Origin of the sequence: Parasedimentitalea psychrophila, assembly GCF_030285785.1 — a bacterium.
Classification (GTDB): domain Bacteria; phylum Pseudomonadota; class Alphaproteobacteria; order Rhodobacterales; family Rhodobacteraceae; genus Parasedimentitalea; species Parasedimentitalea psychrophila.
The window spans coordinates 43,641-65,036 of the sequence record NZ_CP127249.1 but is presented as its reverse complement, the minus strand read 5'-3'; the positions used below and the strand labels follow the sequence as shown (position 1 = coordinate 65,036).

Genomic DNA, 21,396 nt, shown 5'->3' with positions numbered 1-21,396 from the left:
TCTCCTCTTCTTAACTTTAGGTCAACGCAGTGGCGCTGATTATTTTTTTAGTCTGTCCAATTGTTGCTTATAAGCCCGCGAGAATTCGCGGCTGAACAGTTCATGAAAATCATTTTCAGCCTGGTCCGATATCTCGGAATAAAGCCGTTCGTAGACGTCCCAATAGCGTGCCTTTTTACCCTTTAGCAGGCCACTAATACCGCCCTTGTCCTGAATTTGAGTTTCCAGAACTTTGGGATCTAGCCGGGTCAGCACACCTTTCAGCGCTGCTTCCATACCCGTCATCATCGCCACCTCATGCGCCTTGATATCATTCAGCGCCTGCTCGGCGGCGGTTTCCGGGCTCAGGTAGCCCCGCGTCGCCGGCAGCACCATCGCCTCGACCGCCTGCTCGGGGGTGATGGAGAATTTCAACGGATTGTTGCCGCCGGCTGAAATCATCGTCTGCTCAATCCGAAACTCGGATTTGATCGATGCCCGCGTCATCAGGATTTCCCGCAGCCCGGTGACCAGAGTGCGCATGACCCGCCCCATACGGGCCATAGTGTTCAGGTGATCTTCGGATTTGATCTCCAGACCCTCGGCCCCCAGACCGCTCAGGAAAGCATCAACTGCTGCGGCGTGATCATTGCGATCCGACGGCACCGGCGCGCTCTGTTTGGGCGCAACAGGTTCAGCAGCCGGTCGGGTGACAACGGGCGGCGCCACTGGTTGAGGAGGCGGGGCCACGGCAACCTGATCCGAAGGCTCGATAAAGGGGTCTTTGGTGGCGACCGGCGTTGGCGTTGGCGTTGGCGTTGGAACTTCGCCTATGCCCGACAAAAAGTCATCATCCCAGTCATCTGGGATAGCGGCCGCAGCCTGGGCCACCTGCGGTGAAAACGCATCCTGCGCCGAAGGATTGTGGCTGGGCAGGCTGGCACCGTCGCCCTCGCGGCCGTCAATGGATTTCCGGAAAAACGGGTCTTCGTCCTCGCCCATTGGCGGCAGCAGGTCGTCGATCGGATCAACCGGGTTCATCTGCGACGGGCCGGTGGGTTTGGATCCGCCCAGAAGATCATCCAGAAAATCACCACCCGGCCCGACATCGTCCAGCAAATCCATTGGGTCAGGCGCGTTGTCGGCATTACCATGCGACACCCCAGCCTGCGCTGCCGGGGCGGCAATCATCTCGCCAGCTTCTGCCAGCTCATCGCGAATATCCACCACCATCTCGTAATTGCCGATGCACAATACATCGCCATTATTCAATGGAGTTGGGGTCCGTCCCAGCGGGATTTTTGAGTAGTTCAGAAAGGTCCCGTTTGAGCTGAGATCGACCACCACGATATTGCCGTTGTGGTCTTCGATCACACAGTGCGTGCGCGACAGCAACTGGTCGGGATCCGGCAACACCAGATCATTGCTGTTACCCCGCCCAACCGTCAGGCTGGGACCGCGCATCGGCACCGGCGCAGAATCTCCGGGAATGGAGCCCGAGCTTTGAAATTTCAGTGTCACGGCCATAAGTGGCGTTATCCTCCGACCAAAACAGTAAACTCGCCTTTGAGGATCAAGCCACCGCAAGCGGCGTTGTCCGCAATGCGGGCCGCCGGGAGTTTGTTGATCAAAACAGTCATCGAGCCTTTGATAATGGGATGCGGCGGCGCCGCAGTCACCATATCCGTTAGCCGCGCGGCCGGCAGTTTACCGACCAGCACAGTCACCGCACAGGGCGGCAAAATAGGGGTCGGCACCGGCAGCACCGGCGGCGGCGGTATCGAAGGCAACATGCAGGCATGTAGATCCGTAAGACGGGCTTGGGGCATTCCCATGGCTTAACCTTCCTCCTCGTTAATCGTTATCTTTTGCGGGCTGAACAGAATCCGCCTGCCCGTTGCCACCGCGTCCAATATTCACCGCCCGCTTGACCAAAATCTGGCCATGCTCTTCAAACTTATCAGACAATTCTGACAAGGCTACCATATTCATGGCAAATGCTGCGGTTTCCGAGGCCCCGGCAGGCGCGGGATATTGTTTCAGGTCCCCCGGTCCCAGGGTGCCATCAGCATACAACACAGCCAGCGCGCAATTCACCGTGTCATCATCGACATAGGCGTGGTCCAAGGTTATCCGCGCCGCATCGCGGTTTTCCTCCGACGGATCATAAACCCAGGCCTCGGATGCGGTCAGCGAGGGCGGGTCGTTATCTGAGCGCGGCCCGATGTAATCGCGGGCCGCCAGACAGGCCCACCAGACCCTCTCGCGCGGCGGCAGCAAGATCGCCAGCAGCCGCAACAGGTCCACCAGCGCGCCCTTGTCGCTCAGCTCTTGCAGCACCTCAGAGGCGCCCGCCGTTGGTGGCGCCTGCAACGGTGTTTTCAACATGACATTGGCCCGTGACAGCAATTTCGCCACCGGGTCAGTCGGCATTTTTACCAGGTCATTAAAAATCATCAGTCCCACCTAGTTTATCATCGTCAGACCACCCTTAAGGGTCAGCATTGCGTCTCCCTTAACGGTCGTCATGGGGGCCTTGGCTTCGACCATGGCCGTGCCTTCGATCTTGATCATTGGCCCTTTGATTGTCACCCCGGAATTGTCGATCTTAATCGAAGATCCGCCAACCTTAAGCAAAATTTCAATTGCTGCGGTCATTTCAATCTTACCCGAGCTGACATCCACCGTCATATTACCGGTTTTCACAGTTGTCGCATCATTGCCGGTAATGGTCTTGGTATGCTTGCCCTCGATGGTCTGGGTCTTATCCGTCTTGATCTCAATTTCCTGACTGCCAGTCTCGATGGTGAAATAGTGATCCCCATCCAGCAGGGTCTCTGTCACATGTTGCTTGACCACGCGGCTAACACAGCCGTCTTCGTCATGAGCACCAGCGTCTATCTCATCCAGGCCGATGGTCTCTACCGACTTGTTCTTAACCAACATCTGATGATCTTTTTGCGCCTGCACCCGCATCATTTCGGCGTCTTTTTTGTCCTCGAACATCCACTCGTTATAGCCGCCGCCCCCCTTGGACGAGTTGGTCTTGAACCCCATCTGGGTCTGATCATCCGGGTAGTTATAGGGCGGCATGGTGTCCTTGTTATACAGCATACCGGTGCAGATTGGCCGGTCAGGGTCGCCCTCTTCGAACTGAATGACCACCTCTTGACCAATACGCGGCACCGCCACCATGCCCCAACCCTTGCCGGACCACGGCGTCACCACCCGCACAAAACACGAGGATTTTTCGTCACTTTTGCCTTCGCGGTCCCAATGGAACTGCACCTTGATCTGGCCATGTTCATTGGTCCAGATTTCATCACCTGCCGGGCCGGTAACGATGGCCGTATGAAGCCCGGGAATCTCGGGCCAGGGCGTCGCCAGCGGCGCACGGTATTGGTCCTGCTTTGGAATCGCCCCAAAGGTCGAAGAATAGGCATCGCCCTTCATCTCTTCGGGAAAGTCCATGTTCGCGGCCTTCAGGTCGTGGCGCATCTCGCCACTGTTCTGAGGTCGTTTCTTCTGTGACTCGCGCTCAGAGAAATCGCCGGCCACCTGTAGGTAGTGGATGCAATCCACCACCAGATATTCGGCGTTGGCGTCCTTTTCCGGGTGGTTCTTCAGCTTGAAAGTATAGCCTGCTGCCAGCCCCCGCACGCTTGACGCGCCACGCCAGCGTTTGTGCCGTATCGCCTCGGCCTCCATCCGCACCCGCGCCTGAGTGTTGCCCAGCCCGGTGTTTTTGCGATAGTGACCCGGATAGTCATAAACCTCATGATCTTTGTGGTTATGACTGCCTTTTTCGATTTTGTTGTTCACCTTCAAATCCGCAGACGGCGACAGGAAATCAAAATCATTCAGGGTGACTTTGCCCCGTGTCAGCATCTCTTCGCGGCCCCATTCCGCGATGTGATCCTTGCGCCGCCGGTCCGCGTCATCGCGCGCGTGGAATTCTATCGTCGACGTGCCACTGATCGGAGAATGGCCGCTGACACCATCGCAGAGCAGCAGCTTTTCAGCCGCGTTCTTATCGCTGGTACTGTCGAAATAGTAATAGATTCCCTCTTCCTCCATCAGGCGGCAGAGGAAATCAAAATCGCTTTCACGATACTGAAGACAGTATTCACGTGCTTCATAGCTGCCGCTCAACCTGTCCCTGAAATCGCTAAAGCCATGTTCGTTCAGGATCTGCTTGATGATGTCGACCGCCGACAGGTTCTGAAACACCCGGCAATCCTGCGTCCGGGTCAGCAGCCAGAACCACGGCCGCACCTCGGCCACGTAGTGACCATATCCATCCCGCATCCCCAGATTTTCAACCGAGATACACAGGCCTGAATACTTCTGATCAACACCGTCATCGGTCATCACATGCAGGTTCATGGTTTGGCCGACAATCTGATCCAGCTTCACCGCCTTGTTCTTGCACTGAAACTCAACCGTCGTTTCGGTCAACATGCTCAGACCTTCGCGTATGATCGCACGTTTCAGCAGCAGATCACGGGCCTTATAACTGCCGGTCATCCAAACAATGCTATGCTCATGTGGTTTACTTTCAGCCATGACGCCTCTTTTCACCGGGGCAAACCGGGCACAAAAAATACATTGATATGCTAAATGTTAACATCATAAATCGTCCAACAGCGCAGCAAGATCGGCATCCATACTGTCATCGTCATCCTCGCCGCTGTCATCGGTATCATCGCCAAATCCAGCCAGAAGATCGTCAAGATCACCCAGACCACTATCATCGTCATCAAGGCCAAGGTCCAGATCCAGATCGTCCAGCCCCAGATCGTCAAGATCATCGCCAGCCGGGTCAGCCGCAGCGGCGGGTTTTGGATCCGGCGGCGACGGGTCCGGCGCTGGCATGCCTGTCCAGGGCCCCAGAATATCCCCGCCCGCCAGCGAGCCAAACGAGGTCAGGCGGATTTCATCCCGTCCTTTGATCGCCGACACCGCCATAAATCCGCGCTCCTGTGCCAGCGCGATTTTGTCCAGATTTATATTGCGCTCGGTGCAGGGCAGCGCCACCTGATCGCCAAATCGGTCGTTGACATAGTGGAACGGAATGTCACCCAGCGACATGATCTGCCCCAGCCCCATCGAGGCCCCGTTCTGTTTGAACGAGCGCGCCAAAAGGATCGCCGCCAGCACCACCGGGTTGGCCCAAAGCAGGCCGCGCAGACCTTCGCTTTCGGTGAATTCCTCAAACTGGAACTCATAGATCGGCTCGCTCTTGGCGCCATATGGACGGCGCAGCATAAAGCGTGGCGACACCAGACCCAAATGCCCAGCCTCACCCATGCCCCGCAGCGTATCCCAGGCCTTAGTCACCACGGATGGCAGTTTGTCTTTTTCCGTCTCCAGGAATGCAGGCGATATTCCGGCCAGGAAAGGCGCATCCACATGCGCCGCAACCCGCGCAATCCGGCCCAGCAATTCCGCATGGGGCGGGGTTTCCTCAAACTGATACAACCCGATCAGCGCCGAATATCCGCCGCGTCCGTTTTCCTCGTCCAGCGGCTCACCGGTCAGCAACTTGACGAAACCGCTGTCGCTCAGATCCTCACTCGCGGTCAAATCTGCCGCCAGTTCCTCGGCCGAGATATCATATAGCATCACGTCCAGCGTGTCGTCGTCCTCAACCGATCGCGCGATCAAATCCAGCGACCGCCACTGCGCCTCCAGCGACTGGAACTCCGGGTGGTGCAACACCATGCGCATGGCATCCGACAGCGCCGCGTCCACCGCCACAATCATTGCGGCCACATCCGCATTGGGCAGCGCCCGAATATGCGGGCCAACCACCCGCGCCAGCAGATCCTGCACCGGCGAGACCTGCCCCAACTGGTTCTCGGCATCGCCAACCAACAGCTGAAACGCGCTCAACCGGCAATCCGCAGGCACCGCATTGCCGCCGGAGCGTGGTTTCGGAGGGCTGACGCGGGTGCCGTGTTTCTCACCCCAGGCGCGAAGTGTGCTGGCCGCATGATCCGCCGTCACCCCGCTTTGCAATTGCTTGCGCAGCCCGACCAACTCGGAAAACAGCTCGACGTTTTCGTACAGCTCATCCGGGTGCAGATCGTCCAGCCCGCCCAGCTTCACCGCCATGCCAGCGCCATCCCGGCCAATCGGCAACACCAATTCGGTGGCAAAACTTTCAATCACGTCTTCAACAGTATCCGGGTCCAGAATGACCGCCCGACGCGCCGCCAACTGATCTCCGATCTCGACAATGCCTTTCGCCGCCCGCCCCGAGAAATCCCCAAGGATGGCCAGTCGGAACCGCTTGCGTACCAATCGCTGCGGCTCAGGTCGGCTCGCACTGAGGGTGCCATAGGCAAATTCAGGCTCTTCGGTCTGGCTGAGTTTCACTGCCTCCGCAGCCTCTGCCGCACCGTCATCGGTACTGTCATCAGTACTGTCCAACGCACCCAGAAGATCGTCTAAATCATCCCCCGCCTCAGGGCTGTCATCCTCCAACGATCCCAAAAGATCGTCCAGATCCAAATCACCGTCCTCACCCTCGGAGGTGTCGCCCAGCAGCGCATCAAGCCCGCTGTCATCCGCCCCGGTCAGATCGCCCAGCAAATCATCAAGGCCATCACCGCCCTCCGGCTCGGCTGCGGCATCGTCTTCCAGGTCAGCGAACAACCCATCCAGATCATCCCCGTCCTCGGCATCCGACAGGTCGCCCAACAGATCGTCCAGCCCTTGCGCGTCCGCCTCTTCGGTTTCGGCATCGGCGGCCTCCAGATCTCCCAACAGGTCATCCAGCCCACCAGCATCCAAGGGCGCGTCGGTCTCCTCGGCACCCAGGTCGCCCAAACCGCCCAGAATGTCATCTATATTGTCTTGGGGCGTCGCCACATCGTCCAGCCCGCCCAGCAAAGCCGACAGATCATCAGCCCCTGTATCGACCTCCTCCGCCACATCCAGCGCCGCAAGGTCGCCCAGTATATCAGCGCTGTCGTCCTCAGGAGCCTCGTCAATCTCAACCGCTGCCAGCCTGCTCAACGCGTCATCGGAACTGGTATCGACCTCCTCGGCCAGATCCAGCGCCGCAAGGTCGCCCAGTATATCGGCGCCGTCGTCCTCGGGACCCTCGCCAATCTCAACCGCCGCCAGGCTGCTCAACGCGTCATCGGAACTGGTGTCGACCTCCTCGACCACATCCAACGCCGCGAGGTCGCCCAGTATATCAGCGCTGTCGTCCTCAGGAGCCTCGTCGACCTCAACCGCCGCCAGACTGCTCAGCGCGTCATCAGAGCTGGTATCGACCGCCTCGGCCAGATCCTGCGCCGCAAGGTCGCCCAATATATCGGTGCCGTCATCCTCAGGCGTCTCGTCAATCTCAACCGCCGCCAGACTGCTCAGCGCATCATCAGAGCTGGTGTCGACCGCCTCGGCCACATCCTGCGCCGCGAGGTCGCCCAGTATATCGGCGCTGTCGTCCTCAGGAGCCTCGTCGACCTCAACCGCCGCCAGACTGCTCAGCGCATCATCAGAGCTGGTGTCGACCGCCTCGGCCACATCCTGCGCCGCGAGGTCGCCCAGTATATCAGCGCTGTCGTCCTCAGGAGCCTCGTCGACCTCAACCGCCGCCAGACTGCTCAGCGCATCATCAGTGCTGGTGTCGACCGCTTCGACCAACTCCTGCGCCGCGAGGTCGCCCAGTATATCGGTGCTGTCATCAGCAGGCGTCTCCTCAATCTCAACCGCTGCCAGACTGGACAGAGCCGACCCCAGATCATCCGCTTTAGCGGTCTCTTCCGGCGCGCGCGCGCTCAGGCCAGCCAGAATATCGCCGCTTTGGTCAACCTCTGCCTGCGGCAGCTCAACGTCGCGCAGGCTGGACAGTGCCGCCGCCATGCCGACCTCTGCATCCGGCCCGTCCGAGGACAAGGCCGACAGCAGGCTGGTATCGCCGAGAATTTTTTCGATCAGCGCCTCAGCCCCGGATTTGCCATCCATATAGGCCATCAGATTGTTCAGCTGACTGCGGGCCTCCAGCAGCGGCGCCAGACTGTCCACCCCCGCAGCAATGGCTCCGGGAGAGAAATCCGACATTTTCTCGAACGTCAGATCAATCGCCAGATTGCCCTCTCCGGTCAGCGTATTCGGCACGCTAAAGGCCGCACGCGGGGCCACTGCCTTCATCCGGTCGTCAAAATTATCACCGTCAATTTCTAGAAATTTTCGATCCGCCACGGCGGGCTGCGCCACCTTGGACTTTCCCACCAGATCGCTCATCACCCCCATGACAAAGGGCAGCTGCACCTTTTTCTCGGCACCGTACAGTTCGACGTCATATTCGATCTGCACCCGCGGAGCGCGATTACGTGCGATAAATTTTTGCGAGCTACTGGCCATTCGACTCTCCCCGTGGTGCTAACAGTTCCTCGCGCAGAGATCGGATCTCCTGCCGCAGTTCCATCACATGCACGTCTACAATATCGGTTTCTGTGCGCACCAATTCGCGCAGCTTTTCAAATTCCGCCTCGTCGTCATCCTCCACCGCGGTCTGCATGGTGTTGACCAGCAGACCGATGAACAGGTTCAACACCGAGAAGGCGGTGATGATGATAAAGGGTACAAAAAACACCCAGGCCATCGGGAACACCACCATCACCGGCCGCACAATCCCCATCGACCAGCTTTCCAGTGTCATGATCTGGAACAGCGAATACATCGACCGGCCCAGGGTGCCGAACCATTCGTCAAAAAATGGCCCATACATAAGCGTCGCCATCACCGCGAAGACATAATAGACAATCGACAGCATCACGATGACGGCGCCCATGCCAGGCAGCGCATCCAGCAACGCCTGCACCACGGACCGCATCTGCGGCACCACCGACAGCAATCGCAAGGCGCGCACCACACGCAGCCCGCGCAGCGCCGACAGCCCCTGTTTATCGGGCAACAATCCAACCGAAACCACCAGCAGATCAAATATATTCCAGGCCGAAGCAAAAAACCGCCAGCCATAGGCAAAAAACTTGAGCGCCAGTTCCGCGACAAAGATCGCCAGCACGGTGCGGTCAATTACTGACAGCAATCCGCCAATCTGATCTGTCACCGTAGATGACGTACTCAACCCCAGAGTGATTGCATTGAAAATGATAACGCCAAGGATCGTGTTCCTGACACTATCACGCTCTACAAAGGCCCGAGCGCGGTCACGCAACGTGGTTTCTTGAAGGTCCGTTTCCAAGAATTCTTGTCTCCTTTGTTAGACGCCTGGCAACATTTCACATGCTGCCAGGACCGAACGTTCCAGCCTATTAGCCGACGGCATCGGCAACATTACCCACCATGGATTTAATGGTCTTGATAGTGCTCAAAACCGTACCCGCCTCGGTGGCGATGCTTTTCTTATCCAGCGCTTTCAGCTTTTCGATGGTGGTGGCATCATCCACTTTCATACCGTTGCCTTCCATCAGGGCCTGCATCTCCTCCAGAAATTTTTCACGGTCCTGCAACTTGGCGGCCAATTCGCTGGCTGCCCGTTTCAGGGTCATACATTCCGCGCCCAATTTGATCCCGTCTTTCAAAGTTTTGGAGGCGCGGGCCTTTTTCATCAACTTATCGGCTGCACCACCCAGATCATCGGTTTTTTGACGGGTCTTCGTAGTGTGCTCCCGATAGGCTTTACGGGCACTTTCCGCATCATTGACCTTGGCTTTGATCCCCTTGACGGTGGCACTCAACAGCTCTTTGGCGATACTTTTCGCATCCCGGCCCTTGGTCACTTCTTCCCCCATGGCCAAGGCTTTTGCAGTCAGTTTTTTAACGGCATCCAGTGGATGTTTGGGGGAAATTCCTTTGGTATCGGTGATCCCCTGCCGTTCAGCTGCCTGCATCAAAACGGTGCCACGCAGTACGATATATGCCTGTATGCCACTATACAGATCCTTGCGCAGCTTGGCCTCATTCTTCAGCTGTTGATTGACTTCAAGCCCCAACTTCACCACCTGAACCAGAATGGTTTTATACGAGGTGACTTCGGCCCCTGACGTCGCCACCAGCTTGGCCACAGATCCGGCAATCTTGATGACCCCCACTGTAACCTTAAGCGTGGTTTTAACCCGCGCTTCGGTCAGCAAACTATCGCCCTTGGCTTCTTTCTTCAGGCGGGTCTCAATAGCCTTTTGCGCTGCGCCCTCAGCCGAGGCCAGGGCATTTTTGATCATGGCGTTACTGGCCTGAATCATTTTTTCAGCGTCAGCTTTGGCTTTTTCACCGGGGGTTGCCATCAATTTGGCGACCTTAGCGTCCAGCGTTGCCGCTTCTTGCGCAATGATCGTCTCATAGCGCTCCAGCTCGGCCCTGCCCGCCTCTTCCAAGCGCTTCATCTTGGTGCTTGGCACTTCCGCAGGCTTTTTCAACGTCGCCTTGGTCGTCACCTCAATTTCCACATCAACCCGGTATTTCGGGATTTCGAGATATGTGGTTTTAGGTTTGCTACGGATCAGATCGACAACATAGAACTTATGTTTGGTGACAGTTGTTTTGGCCATTTTGGATATCCTTACCTTTGGTTCTATGAATTGGAATTGGCAACGTTGAGGGGATCAAAAATCTCCATCACAGCGCCAAGAAAACCAACTGTCTAATCGAAACTATAAGAAAACTCTCCGTCAGTGACGTCGATCCCAACCTTGGTCACTTCTGTGCCCTGCATCAGGCGCTTCAGGAACTCAGCCGAGATATCGGGCAGCATGGTATTGGTCACAATCGCGTCGATCATGCGGCCACCGGATTCAAGTTCCTGACAGCGCTCAACGATCTTATCGACCACCGCATCCGAGTACTCAAACGGCACGTTGTGCGATTCCATCACCCGTTTTTTGATCCGGTTCAGTTGCAGCACGGTGATCTTGGCGATCATGTCCGGGCTCAGCGGGTAATAGGGAATGGTGACCAGACGCCCCAGCAAAGCCGCCGGAAAGACTTTCAGCAGCGGATCGCGCAGTGCCTTGGTGATGCCTTCGGGTTCCGGCAACAGGTCCGGGTCGCTGCACAGATCCATAATCAACTCGGACCCTACGTTTGAGGTCAGCAGGATCAGGGTGTTCTTAAAGTCGATCACCCGGCCCTCGCCGTCTTCCATCACGCCTTTGTCAAAGACCTGGAAAAACACCTCGTGCACATCGGGGTGGGCCTTTTCAACCTCGTCCAGCAGCACAACCGAGTATGGCTTGCGCCGCACCGCCTCGGTCAGCACACCGCCTTCGCCGTAGCCGACATAGCCCGGAGGCGCGCCCTTCAGGGAGCTGACCGTATGGGCCTCTTGGTATTCCGACATGTTGATGGTGATGACGTTCTGTTCACCACCATAGAGCACCTCGGCCAGTGCCAGTGCGGTTTCGGTCTTGCCGACACCGCTGGTCCCGGCCAGCAGGAACACCCCAATTGGTTTCGATGGGTTGTCCAGCCCGGCGCGGCTGGTTTGAATGCGCTTGGCAATCATCTTCATCGCGTGATCCTGTCCGATCACCCGCTTGGCCAGATGTTCTTCCAGGTTGAGAATGGTTTCGATCTCATCGCTGACCATGCGACCCACTGGAATGCCGGTCCAGTCACCAACAACGCTGGCCACCGCCTGATGATCGACAATCGGCAGGATCAACGGGCTTTCCGCCTGCAGGGTTTCCAGCTCGGTGTTCTTTGCCCGCAACTGCTGCATCAGATCGGCGCGGGCCGCATCGTCCAGCGGGCTATCGCCAGTCTCGTCCTCAGTCTCTGCAGGGGCATCCACAGGTGCGGCGCCCTCGCGTAGTTTGGCGCGCAGATCCAGGATCTCTTCGACAACCGCCTTCTCTGCATCCCAGCGTTCGCTCAGGCCAACCAGCCGGTCTTCCTCAGCACTCTTGGCTGTCTCAACCGCCTCGCGTCGGTCGCCGACCTCATACCCGGCAGTTTCATCGCGACCGATGATCAGCAGCTCGGTGGTCAGCGCCTCGATGTGGCGGCGGCAATCGTCCACCTCGGCCGGTACCGCGTGCTGGCTCACCGCCACGCGGGCGCAGGCGGTGTCCAGCAGGCTGACCGATTTATCCGGCAGTTGCCGCGCCGGGATGTAACGCGCCGACAGGCTGACGGCGGCCTCGATGCCTTCGTCCAGCACCTGCACCCGGTGGTGATTTTCCAGCATCGAGGCAATGCCCCGCATCATCAGAATGGCCTTGGGGATGCTCGGCTCGTCCACCTGCACCACCTGAAAGCGCCGGGCCAGTGCCGGGTCTTTTTCGATGTATTTCTTATACTCGGCCCAGGTCGTCGCGCCGATGGTGCGCAGGGTGCCGCGCGCCAGAGCCGGTTTCAGCAGGTTGGCAGCATCGCCGGTGCCCGCAGCCCCGCCGGCGCCGATCAGGGTATGGGTCTCGTCAATGAACAGCACAATCGGCACATCACTGGACTGAACCTCGTCAATCACCTGACGCAGACGGTTTTCAAACTCGCCCTTCATGCTGGCGCCGGCCTGCAACAGGCCCACGTCCAGCATCAGCAGCCGCACATCATGCAAGGCAGGTGGCACATCGCCCCGCGCAATCCGCAGCGCGAAGCCTTCGACCACCGCGGTTTTGCCCACCCCGGCCTCACCGGTCAGGATCGGGTTGTTTTGCCGCCGCCGCATCAGCACGTCAACAATCTGGCGGATCTCTTCGTCGCGGCCAACGATGGGATCAATCTCGCCATTGCGGGCCTGCTCGGTCATATCGGTGCAAAACTTCTCGAGCGCCTCGCCCTTGCCCATCACGGCCGGCGCCATCGCGTCCGAGGCCTCGCCCGGTGCAGCCCCACCGCCGGTGGTCGAGCCATCCTGCGCGCCCATAGTTTCCTCGGGCGATCCATCAGTAATCTTGATGAAATTGTCGGCCAGATCATCCGCCCCGATGCGCGCCAGTTCGGGCGACATCGACGTCAGGATATTGCGCAGGGCTGGGGTTTTCAGCATCCCCAGTAGCAGATAGCCACTGCGCACCTGATTGGCTGAAAACAGCAGCGAGCCCCAGACCCAGCCACGCTCCATCGCGTCCATCAGGTGATCGCTGAGGTCTGAAATGGTCGAGGCGCCGCGCGGTAGCATATCCAGTGACCGGGTCATCTCGGCGGCAATCTTGCCAGGGTCGAGGTCATAATGGGCGACAATCCGGTGCAGGTCGCTGTCCTGTCCCGCCAGGATCTGATGCATCCAATGCACCAGCTCAACATATGGATTGCCCCGCATCTTGCAGAACACGGTTGCACTTTCGACGGCTTGGTAGCCCAATTTGTTCAGCTTTCCGAACAGGGCCACGCGGCTGATCTCAGTCATGTCAAATACCTCCCTTTAAACTGTCTGCCTGTAGATCCCCAAGACTGGGGTACAGGTATAAATCATCAACATCTGGGCGTTCCGCATCGGGGTCTGGACGACTGCCGATCCAGGACGTGTGGCCCAATTGGGTGGTGCCGCCCAGACTGGCGCGCGGCACCTGATCGCCGGCCAGCACCAGATTGACGTCCCAATCCAGCACATCGCCAATATAAGAGCGGACAATCGCCCGCATCCGGGTTAGCGCCGGGCCACCGGGCAATAGGCGTTGGTAATCCTCCAGGCTCAGAGGGCCGATCCGCAGCCGAAACTTGGCACTGCGGCTCCAGACTTTTGTCCCGATGCTGGTGGATTGACCCAGCCCGCCGGCCCGGCCCAACTGCCATTGGTCATCCGGTTCCAGATCCAGCCAGCTGCCGATAAATTCCTGCAATTGCACCGGCACATCAAAAAACGCCGACAGGATAGAGACCAGCCCCTCGGGGTTTTTGGCCTCTTGTCCCAGATGGCCGGCGAAATGCAGCTTGGCCATGTCCGGCATCGCATCGCGGCCCCGCAAACTGTCACCGTTATACCCGGCCAGCGACGCCACCTTGCGCGCCAGTGGGTCCTCATCCCGGTCGAAACTCACCGCCGGCTGGCCCTGGGCCCAGGCCCGGTACAGCAGCCCCATCATCCGGTGCGTCAACATATCGGCAAAGCCAACCATCGTCGGGTCCCGGTGGTTGCGTTTGCGGTCGCGGGCGTATTCGGTCAGGTGCAGCGGCAACGGGCCCTGCGGCCCAAACAGCCCAAAGAAGCGATTGGTCAGCCGCGCCGGCTGGTCACCCTGTGGTGGGGTAAAATCGGCAATTGTGTTGGGCGGAAACGCCAGCTCGGCCTCTTGGCCCAGACGTAGCTTATCCTGCCGCGGGCGGCGGCTTTCGCCCAGACGCGGGGCCTCGGCGTAATGGGCTTCCAACACTCTGAGCGCCTGAAAAATATGATGTTTTCCAGGGTTTTCGACCAGTTTGTCAAAATGGCTCAGAGTATCCGGCCCAGACCTTTTTCCGGTCGCCATCTGGCAATTTCCCCGCGTTTTTCAGTTTTTAGGACAGTTTCGGTGAATGAATTGATGGTGGAATAGCGGCGCAAGAACCGTTCCAGCACAGCGCCAAGCGCATAGATGTTGCTGCCCTCGAAAAAGCTTTCGTCAAAGCCCAGAGTGATCTCCAGACCCCGCACCGCGGTGGACAGAACTTCGTCGCTCATCCGGCGCACGATGGGGCGGGTCGAAATCGACACGATCCCCTCCAGCTGTTTCTCGGTCACCCGGTTGCCCAGTGGCGCATAAAGCCCGACCAGTTCGCGCAGCGCCGCTGCCGACTGCCCCTTGCCGGTTTCGGTAATAGAGGCATAGTTCAGGCTCAGATGTGAGATCAGCCGCCAGGCGGTATCGCCCTGTGCCAGAGTCGGACGCGGCCGGGTCGGAGAGACCGGCAGGGTGATCGAGGTCACCGGGCCGCCTTCGGGCAGGTGGAACACATTGTCATCCCCGGTGGCCAGCAGCATCGGCAAATCACGGTTTGTGCACAAGGCCTTGACCGCCAGCTGTTCCAGATCAGCCCCGTAGGGGGCCTGGGACCGGTCCACCAGTGTCAGATACATCTCGGAGCCAAGGTAGGAACTCCGCACCCCGCGCAGCCGTTCCTTTTCGGAGCGCTGCCGCATCCGTCGTTTTACGCTGTAATAGGCCGGAAAATTCTCGCCCGAGGCGGTAAAATCTGTGGCCGAGTAAAACGGCCGGAAAATCACATCGTCTTCACCCTCGCCGCTGATGCCGGTGACAGTGTTCAGACTGTAAATCTCAAAATCCAGCCCGGCGGTGCGGTTGGGCACCACGTGATGTTCGGTGTCATGCGGCGCGATCTGCACCCGGTCGCAGCGTTTCTCGAACAGGTTCACTGCGGGCACGGCATTGAGGGTAAACACCTCGGGCGCCACCACCGGAGCGACCTCACTCATGCCTTCGCGCAGCAGGATATAGATATCCACCTCGGGACCCTTGGCCCGTTGCAACGCTGTCCGCAGCCCCTGCAACTCGACAAAGCGGAACCGCTCGGGCATGGCAAAGTATTCCTGCAGCAGGCGATAGCCGTCAAACACCTGCCGCGGGGTGGGCAACAGGGCCTCGTCCGCCTCAAACCCGCGCTGCACAATCCGCCCCTCTGGCAGCGCCATGTGCCAATCAGCGCGCCGGTCGGTAGAGCGCGCCACCAGCCCCTGCACCTGGGTGCAGAGCAGTTCCAGCAGCGGCCAGCTATTGCCCGCCGCGTTGCTCAGATACAGCGTCAGATTATTCATCGCCAGATCCGAGATCGCCTCGCCATCACTGCGCCGCAGCCGCAGCCGGATACCGGCGCGGGCATCCACCCCGCTGGCCACCCCCGCCGCCACCAGTTCGCCACGCCCGTCGATATACTCGGCCTCGGTGATTTCGATCGGCCACATGGTCATCTCGGAGGCAGTGCGGAATTCGCAGGCGGTTTGTTCCCCCTCGGTCAAGCGGCTGCGCAGAATGGAATGGCGCGGCAACACATAGCCGCTTTTGACCGCCGAGTTGCTGACGTCGGGCTTGAAGGCGGCGATCATCATCGACGGGGTTGGCGCCAGATAATGCGGATAGATGATTTCCAGCAGGTTGGCGGTGAAATTAGGATATTGCAGTTGCAGCTCCAGCTGCACCCGCGCCGACAGAAACGCCACCCCTTCGAGCAGACGTTCCACGTAAGGATCCAGAACCTCGATCCCCTCCATGCCCAGACGCGAGGCAATCTTTGGATAGGCGGCGGCAAATTCTCCGCCCATATCGCGCAGATAGTTCAGTTCGTTTTCATAATGTTCCAGAAGCCGAGTGTCCAAGCTACAGCCCCCTTTCCACTGCGACTTCGCCGGTGGTCAAATCAACCTTGCTGCGCAGGAACAATTCCAGCGGCATTGGCTGTGCCCACATGTCAGCCCGGATATCCAGACCAACGGTCATTTTGGTGTCATTGGTGCCGCTGCTCAACAGAACATCAACCGAGCCTTCGATGATGCGCGGCTCGTAGGTGGAAATGGCCTGCTCGATCGAGCGGCGGATGGCCTCGGCTTTTTCATCAGTGGAATATTCGCCCGTCACTTCGGACAAGCCATAGTTGATCACAGACCGCGCCACCGAGGGAAATTTTTCGGTGTCAAAATGCGTTTCGGCGCTATGGGTGTTCAACAGCCAGGACAGATCGCGCTGGATGATCTCGCGCAGGCGGTTGAGGTCAATGACCCGCGAATCCCGTGTTTCCTTCAGATTTGCCGGTTGCTGATCTGTCAGCCGGTCCAGCAAGGAAGGCTGCAGGCGTTCGCCAAGGGTCTTGTCAGCCATTGGCGACCTCTTGGCCATCTATCTGCAAGCTGCGCAGATCCATCAGGGCAAAATCGCCCTTCTCGGTGGTCAACAACCGTTGCCCCAAGCCGACAAAGGTGTCGTGGCCGGCATCGCGCCAGTCGGTGGCCCGCGCCAGCATTAGCGATGGCTCGGCAGTGGCCGAGCCTGGATAGCGGGTCGGAATCAGCACCGCCACTTCGCCCCCGTTGACCAGCGTCAGGGTACCAGCCGTCCACACGGCGTCCCGCAGGTCGCAGGGCTCTTCGATCTCCAACTTGCTGATCTGCGCAAAAGGCAGCCAGAAATAGCGGCCGTTTACAATCACTTCAAGCACCGGACCCAGGCGCATATCGGCATCCGCGATCCAGTCGAACCGTTCGCCGTTGATCTCCCCGGTGCTGGCAGGGGCGCCGTCAAAGGCGCGGGCGCGCAGCGCGGCGGCCTTTTCCACCTTACCCTGCGCCAATAATTTCTGAGCCTCAATCAACAGCGCCAGCCATTCTTCGGGCTCGCCAAAGATCATCGGGTCTTTTTCGCCTGCGAAGACCTTTTCGCGGTAAACCTCGCAGATGATCGCCTCGCGGTAGGCCTTGGCCATCAGGGTGGCGCCTTCGTCTAGTTCAGCGCTCAGTTTCAACTGCGCGATGGCGCGTTTCCAATCGCCCAGCACACACAAGAGCTGGAACAGAAAGATACGCAGCTTGGCATCCGACGGGTCGGCGCGCACCCGGTCTTGCAGCGCCTTTAGCGCCGCCGCGGGATCACCAGATTTTAGATGCTCTTCGGGTGTCATCACACAGTGCTCCGTCGCTAAAATCTATTGGACAAAAAAACTCCGGGCACCGAAGTGCCCGGAGTAGCAAAGCGAGATTACTCGACTTTGCCAGTCTGAACGTTCCACTTAAAGTTGCCTTCAGTCTTCAGTTTGCCGGTTTTCTGGTCGGTCGACTTATACTCGATTTCCATCGCAGCATAGGCCAGTGTCCAGGTCTCTTCCGGAATACCATCTTCGCTGGACGACAGCGAATAGCTATCGATCACCACGTCTTTCAGCTTCCAGATACAATAGACCAGCAGGCCATCAGCGGCGCTGTCACCCGAGCGACACCAATCCATTTTGATTTCCTTGCGGACAGTGCCGTTTGCAACCGACAGCGCAAGATCATTCGACGCCTTGCCCATTTGGGATGACAGCTCGACCTTACCAAAGTTCGAGTTGGCATGCATCCGCTGGGTCGAGCCCAGATCGGTCATTTCAACCGCACGTTCAACATTCCAACTGGCAGATTGAACAACGATCCAGTCCTTGTGACCTGTCTCCATTGCATCGCCTGTTATGTCCGAAATTTTGACAAACATGTTAGCAGCCATTTTATTTTCCTTTCAAATTCATCAACTCGTTACGAGCATTATGAGATTGGCCTGTTCAGTGAGAATCAGGCCCCTTTTTCCGAGGGCAGTTTGGATACCAGCCGCAATGAGACAGAAAGGCCTTCAAGCTGATAATGCGGGCGCAGGAAAAACTTTGAGCTGTAATAGCCCGGATTGCCCTCGACCTCTTCCACCACCACTTCGGCAGCGGCGAGAGGTTTGCGCGCCTTTTCGTTTTCCGAGGAAATCTCGGCGTTGAAATCAACGTAATTGTTGATCCAATCCTGCAGCCAGGTTTCCATCCCCTGGCGACTTTTGAAGGATCCGACTTTGTCGCGCACCATGCACTTCAGATAATGTGCAAACCGGCAGGTGGCGAACAGATAGGGCAACCGCGCGCCAAGTGCGGCGTTCGAGGATGCGTCCGGGTCATCATATTCAGCAGGTTTATGAAGCGATTGCGCCCCCATAAAGGTGGCCACATCGGTGTTTTTGCGGTGGATCAACGGCATCATGCCATTATTCGCCAATTCCGCCTCGCGCCGGTCATCAATGGCAATTTCGGTCGGGCATTTCTGATCGACTCCGCCATCGGTGGTGGGGAAGGTATGCGACGGCAGATCTTCCAGCGTGCCACCACTTTCAACACCGCGAATACGCGAACACCAGCCGTAGGCTTTGAACGAACGAGTGATGTTCATCGCCATGCCATAGGCCGCGTTGACCCAGGAATAGTGACCGCTTTCAGAACTGCCGGTGTCTTCTTCAAAGGCAAATTCTTCGACCGGATCGGTTTTGGAGCCATAGGGCATCCGGCCCAGGAACCGTGGCATCGCCAGACCAACATATTTGGAATCTTCGCTTTCCCGCAGCGACCGCCAGGCGGCATATTCCGGGGTCTGAAAGATCTTGGTCAGATCACGCGGGTTCGACAGTTCCGACCAGCTGTCCATCTGAAACAGCGAGGGCTGCGCCCCGGTGATCAGTGGCGCATGGGCTGCGGCCGCAATCTTGGACATTTCACCCAGCAGTTCGATATCTGGCGGCGAATGGTCAAAGTGATAGTCCGCAACCAAGGCCCCATAAGGCTCTCCGCCCAACTGGCTGAATTCCTCGGTGTACAGCTTTTTGAAGATCGGCGATTGATCCCAGGCTGTGCCTTTGAATTTCTTCAGGGTTTTGTGCATCTCTTTCTTGGAGATAGGCATCACCCGGATTTTCAGCTGTTCGTCGGTTTCGGTGTTGTTGACCAGATAATGCAGACCACGCCAGGCGCTCTCCAGTTTCTGGAACTCTTCGTTGTGCAGCACCAGATTGACCTGTTCGGTCAGTTTTTTGTCGATCGCAGCAACGATGCTTTCGATTGAGCGCAGCGCGTCATCGCTGATCAGCGCGGTATTGGCCAGCGCCTGTTCGGCCAGCGTTTTGACCGCCGATTCTACCGCTGTCTTTGCCTGATCCGATTTGGGTCGGAATTCCTTGTGCAGCAGGCTTGCAAATTCATTTGAGCCAAATGCTTCTTCACCACCGGCGGCTTCCGCCTCGAGTTGTTCTTCAGCCATGTCTACCCTCCTTATTCTTCAGCGTCGCTGCTGCCACCCGGCGCTGCCTGCGCCGCGAGGGTTTTCAACAGGCTTGGGTCTTGAATGATTTTTGAAATCAGATCCTCGGCCCCGGTCTTGCCGTCCATATAGGTCATCAGGTTGGACAGCTGGGTGCGGGCTTCAAGCAGTTCACGCAGCGGCGCCACCTTGGCGGCAATGGCGGCAGGTTTGAAATCATCCATGCTCTCAAATGTAATATCGACCGCCAGATTGCCCTCACCGGTCAGGGTGTTGGGCACAGTAAACGCCGCCCGCGGGGCCATCGATTTCATCCGGTCGTCAAAATTGTCGACATCAATTTCCAGGAATTTCCGATCGGCAACGCTCGGCTGCTCCACCTCGGATTTGCCAACCAGATCGCTCACCACCCCCATCACAAAGGGAAGCTGGACCTTTTTCTCGGCGCCATAAAGTTCGACATCATATTCGATCTGAACTCTTGGCGCCCGATTTCGCGCTATGAATTTCTGTGAACTGCCGGCCATCTGATACTCCCTTACTCAATAATCGTTATGCCAGCGGCCCCGAAAAACGGGCTGTGGCGGCTATATTCAGTCGTCGTCGTCAATGCCGCCAATCAAATTGACATTGTCGATACCCTGCGGGGCCATATCATTGACGATTGTCAGGAAATCTGCCCCCACCAATCGTTTGGCCCGTTCCAGCAGGATTGGCAGTGGGCTGGACGGCTCGGCCCGTTGGTAATAGCCGATAATCCGGTCCAGCGTATTGGTCACATCCGAAAGAGAATTGATGCCTCCAACGCTGCCACCGGCCACCGACCCGCGAACCGATGACTCGCCGCCGGCCTCGTCCGCTGCGGTTTCATCCACTGTTTCGGCCGGCGCCATGCTGGCATAATCGCGCAATCGTTTGGCCATCTGTCGCAACAGTTTGACCAAGGGCTGCAAATCAGGCCCCTGCCCCGGAGTCTGCTCATCAAACACCGCCGAGATCGCGGCGACATTCTCTGCCGAAAGCTCAATGGCCGCGACGCGGGCCTCCAGCTCTTCTTTGTCACTGTCCTGAAACGAGGCACTGACCGTGGCGGTATCCGGCACCGTTGCCATATCACTGGGTGCAGAGATCAGACCTTCGGCGGCTTCGATATCGCGCAGGGAAAACTGGCCAAACCCGCGGCTGTTGCTTAAAGCCGCCCGCCGCAACGAGCGATATACCGGCGACGGGCCTGCCATATCATCGGGCTGGCCACAGAGATCCTGCACCTTGTTGATGCGCATTGTCGGGTCGCCATCATCCTCGTCCAGCTCGGGATGACACGTCTCCCAGTATTGCTCCAGGCAGCCGCGAATAAAGCTGGTCACATCAGCAAAACCCGTCAGCCCTTCGGAATGAAGAATGGCATCCGCCAAAAATACCGCCGCCCGCAGATCGTGGCTGCGGTCCAGAATGACCAGAGCGTTTTTCTGAACCTCACGGTAATCCGGATCAGAGGCTTCGGTGGTGTTATCCCCCAGCACCACCTCTTCGCCCGGCTGTGCAGCCAGTTCCATATTCGTGAACGTCGGATCATATTCCAGATCGTCGCCACTTGGGGTGTCATCCCCTTTGGGCTGCAACAAAACAGCTGGGTCCATAAAATAGACCTCCTGAATAGCCAGCCTTCCTTACCCATGCCACCACGTGTCGGAGCAGAATGACGGCACCGTTGGAGAGTTCGGAATGCGAAACAATAAACAATAACTTGA

16 protein-coding genes and 1 pseudogene are annotated in these 21,396 nt (G+C 58.0%); all 17 read right to left on the bottom strand.

The genetic code is table 11. From position 1 onward, the window contains the following. Positions 1-39 precede the first annotated feature (39 nt). The gene (gene tagH / locus QPJ95_RS23865; RefSeq protein WP_270919723.1) at positions 40-1,506 is read right to left on the bottom strand and encodes a type VI secretion system-associated FHA domain protein TagH; all 1,467 of its coding nucleotides are present in this window, start codon (positions 1,504-1,506) and stop codon (positions 40-42) included. A gap of 8 nt (positions 1,507-1,514) precedes the next feature. Continuing rightward, positions 1,515-1,814, bottom strand: a complete 300-nt coding sequence (locus QPJ95_RS23860) for a PAAR domain-containing protein (RefSeq protein WP_270919724.1) — start codon at positions 1,812-1,814, stop codon at positions 1,515-1,517. Between the two features lie 19 nt (positions 1,815-1,833). After that, on the bottom strand, positions 1,834-2,436 hold the full coding sequence (locus tag QPJ95_RS23855; protein ID WP_270919725.1) for a DUF6931 family protein: 603 nt from the start codon (positions 2,434-2,436) through the stop codon (positions 1,834-1,836). A 9-nt stretch (positions 2,437-2,445) separates the two neighbouring features. Next, the gene (locus QPJ95_RS23850) at positions 2,446-4,545 is read right to left on the bottom strand and encodes a type VI secretion system Vgr family protein (protein WP_270919726.1); all 2,100 of its coding nucleotides are present in this window, start codon (positions 4,543-4,545) and stop codon (positions 2,446-2,448) included. Between the two features lie 63 nt (positions 4,546-4,608). Next, complete coding sequence (locus QPJ95_RS23845) at positions 4,609-7,857, bottom strand: type VI secretion system contractile sheath domain-containing protein (protein ID WP_270919763.1); 3,249 nt, start codon at positions 7,855-7,857, stop codon at positions 4,609-4,611. 24 nt (positions 7,858-7,881) lie between these two features. Beyond that, positions 7,882-8,358: pseudogene (tssB, locus tag QPJ95_RS23840) on the bottom strand (type VI secretion system contractile sheath small subunit); the annotation flags it as partial. Continuing rightward, on the bottom strand, positions 8,348-9,202 hold the full coding sequence (locus QPJ95_RS23835; RefSeq protein ID WP_270919727.1) for an ion transporter: 855 nt from the start codon (positions 9,200-9,202) through the stop codon (positions 8,348-8,350). The gene QPJ95_RS23835 and the pseudogene tssB (QPJ95_RS23840), both read right to left, overlap by 11 nt. 70 nt (positions 9,203-9,272) lie before the next feature. Then, a complete protein-coding gene (locus tag QPJ95_RS23830; RefSeq protein WP_270919728.1) occupies positions 9,273-10,508 on the bottom strand; it encodes a hypothetical protein in 1,236 nt (411 codons plus the stop codon). Positions 10,509-10,600: 92 nt separating this feature from the next. Beyond that, entirely contained in the window at positions 10,601-13,309 is a 2,709-nt protein-coding gene (tssH, locus tag QPJ95_RS23825; RefSeq protein ID WP_270919729.1) for a type VI secretion system ATPase TssH, read from the bottom strand. Position 13,310: 1 nt separating this feature from the next. Further along, a complete protein-coding gene (gene tssG, locus QPJ95_RS23820) occupies positions 13,311-14,369 on the bottom strand; it encodes a type VI secretion system baseplate subunit TssG (RefSeq protein WP_270919730.1) in 1,059 nt (352 codons plus the stop codon). Further along, entirely contained in the window at positions 14,333-16,210 is a 1,878-nt protein-coding gene (gene tssF / locus QPJ95_RS23815) for a type VI secretion system baseplate subunit TssF (RefSeq protein ID WP_270919731.1), read from the bottom strand. Before tssF ends, tssG begins: the two co-directional genes overlap by 37 nt. Before the next feature lies 1 nt (position 16,211). After that, positions 16,212-16,709, bottom strand: coding sequence for a type VI secretion system baseplate subunit TssE (gene tssE, locus QPJ95_RS23810; protein ID WP_270919732.1), 498 nt, complete (start codon positions 16,707-16,709; stop codon positions 16,212-16,214). After that, on the bottom strand, positions 16,702-17,505 hold the full coding sequence (locus tag QPJ95_RS23805; RefSeq protein ID WP_270919733.1) for a type VI secretion system accessory protein TagJ: 804 nt from the start codon (positions 17,503-17,505) through the stop codon (positions 16,702-16,704). The genes tssE and QPJ95_RS23805 overlap by 8 nt, the downstream gene beginning before the upstream one ends. A gap of 77 nt (positions 17,506-17,582) precedes the next feature. After that, the gene (locus tag QPJ95_RS23800) at positions 17,583-18,083 is read right to left on the bottom strand and encodes an Hcp family type VI secretion system effector (RefSeq protein WP_270919734.1); all 501 of its coding nucleotides are present in this window, start codon (positions 18,081-18,083) and stop codon (positions 17,583-17,585) included. A gap of 65 nt (positions 18,084-18,148) precedes the next feature. After that, the gene (gene tssC / locus QPJ95_RS23795) at positions 18,149-19,645 is read right to left on the bottom strand and encodes a type VI secretion system contractile sheath large subunit (protein ID WP_270919735.1); all 1,497 of its coding nucleotides are present in this window, start codon (positions 19,643-19,645) and stop codon (positions 18,149-18,151) included. A gap of 11 nt (positions 19,646-19,656) precedes the next feature. Then, positions 19,657-20,172 carry a type VI secretion system contractile sheath small subunit gene (gene tssB, locus QPJ95_RS23790; protein WP_270919736.1) on the bottom strand — a complete coding sequence of 172 codons (516 nt, stop codon included), beginning with the start codon at positions 20,170-20,172 and terminating at the stop codon, positions 19,657-19,659. 66 nt (positions 20,173-20,238) lie between these two features. Then, positions 20,239-21,285, bottom strand: a complete 1,047-nt coding sequence (gene tssA, locus QPJ95_RS23785) for a type VI secretion system protein TssA (protein WP_270919737.1) — start codon at positions 21,283-21,285, stop codon at positions 20,239-20,241. Positions 21,286-21,396: the final 111 nt, after the last annotated feature.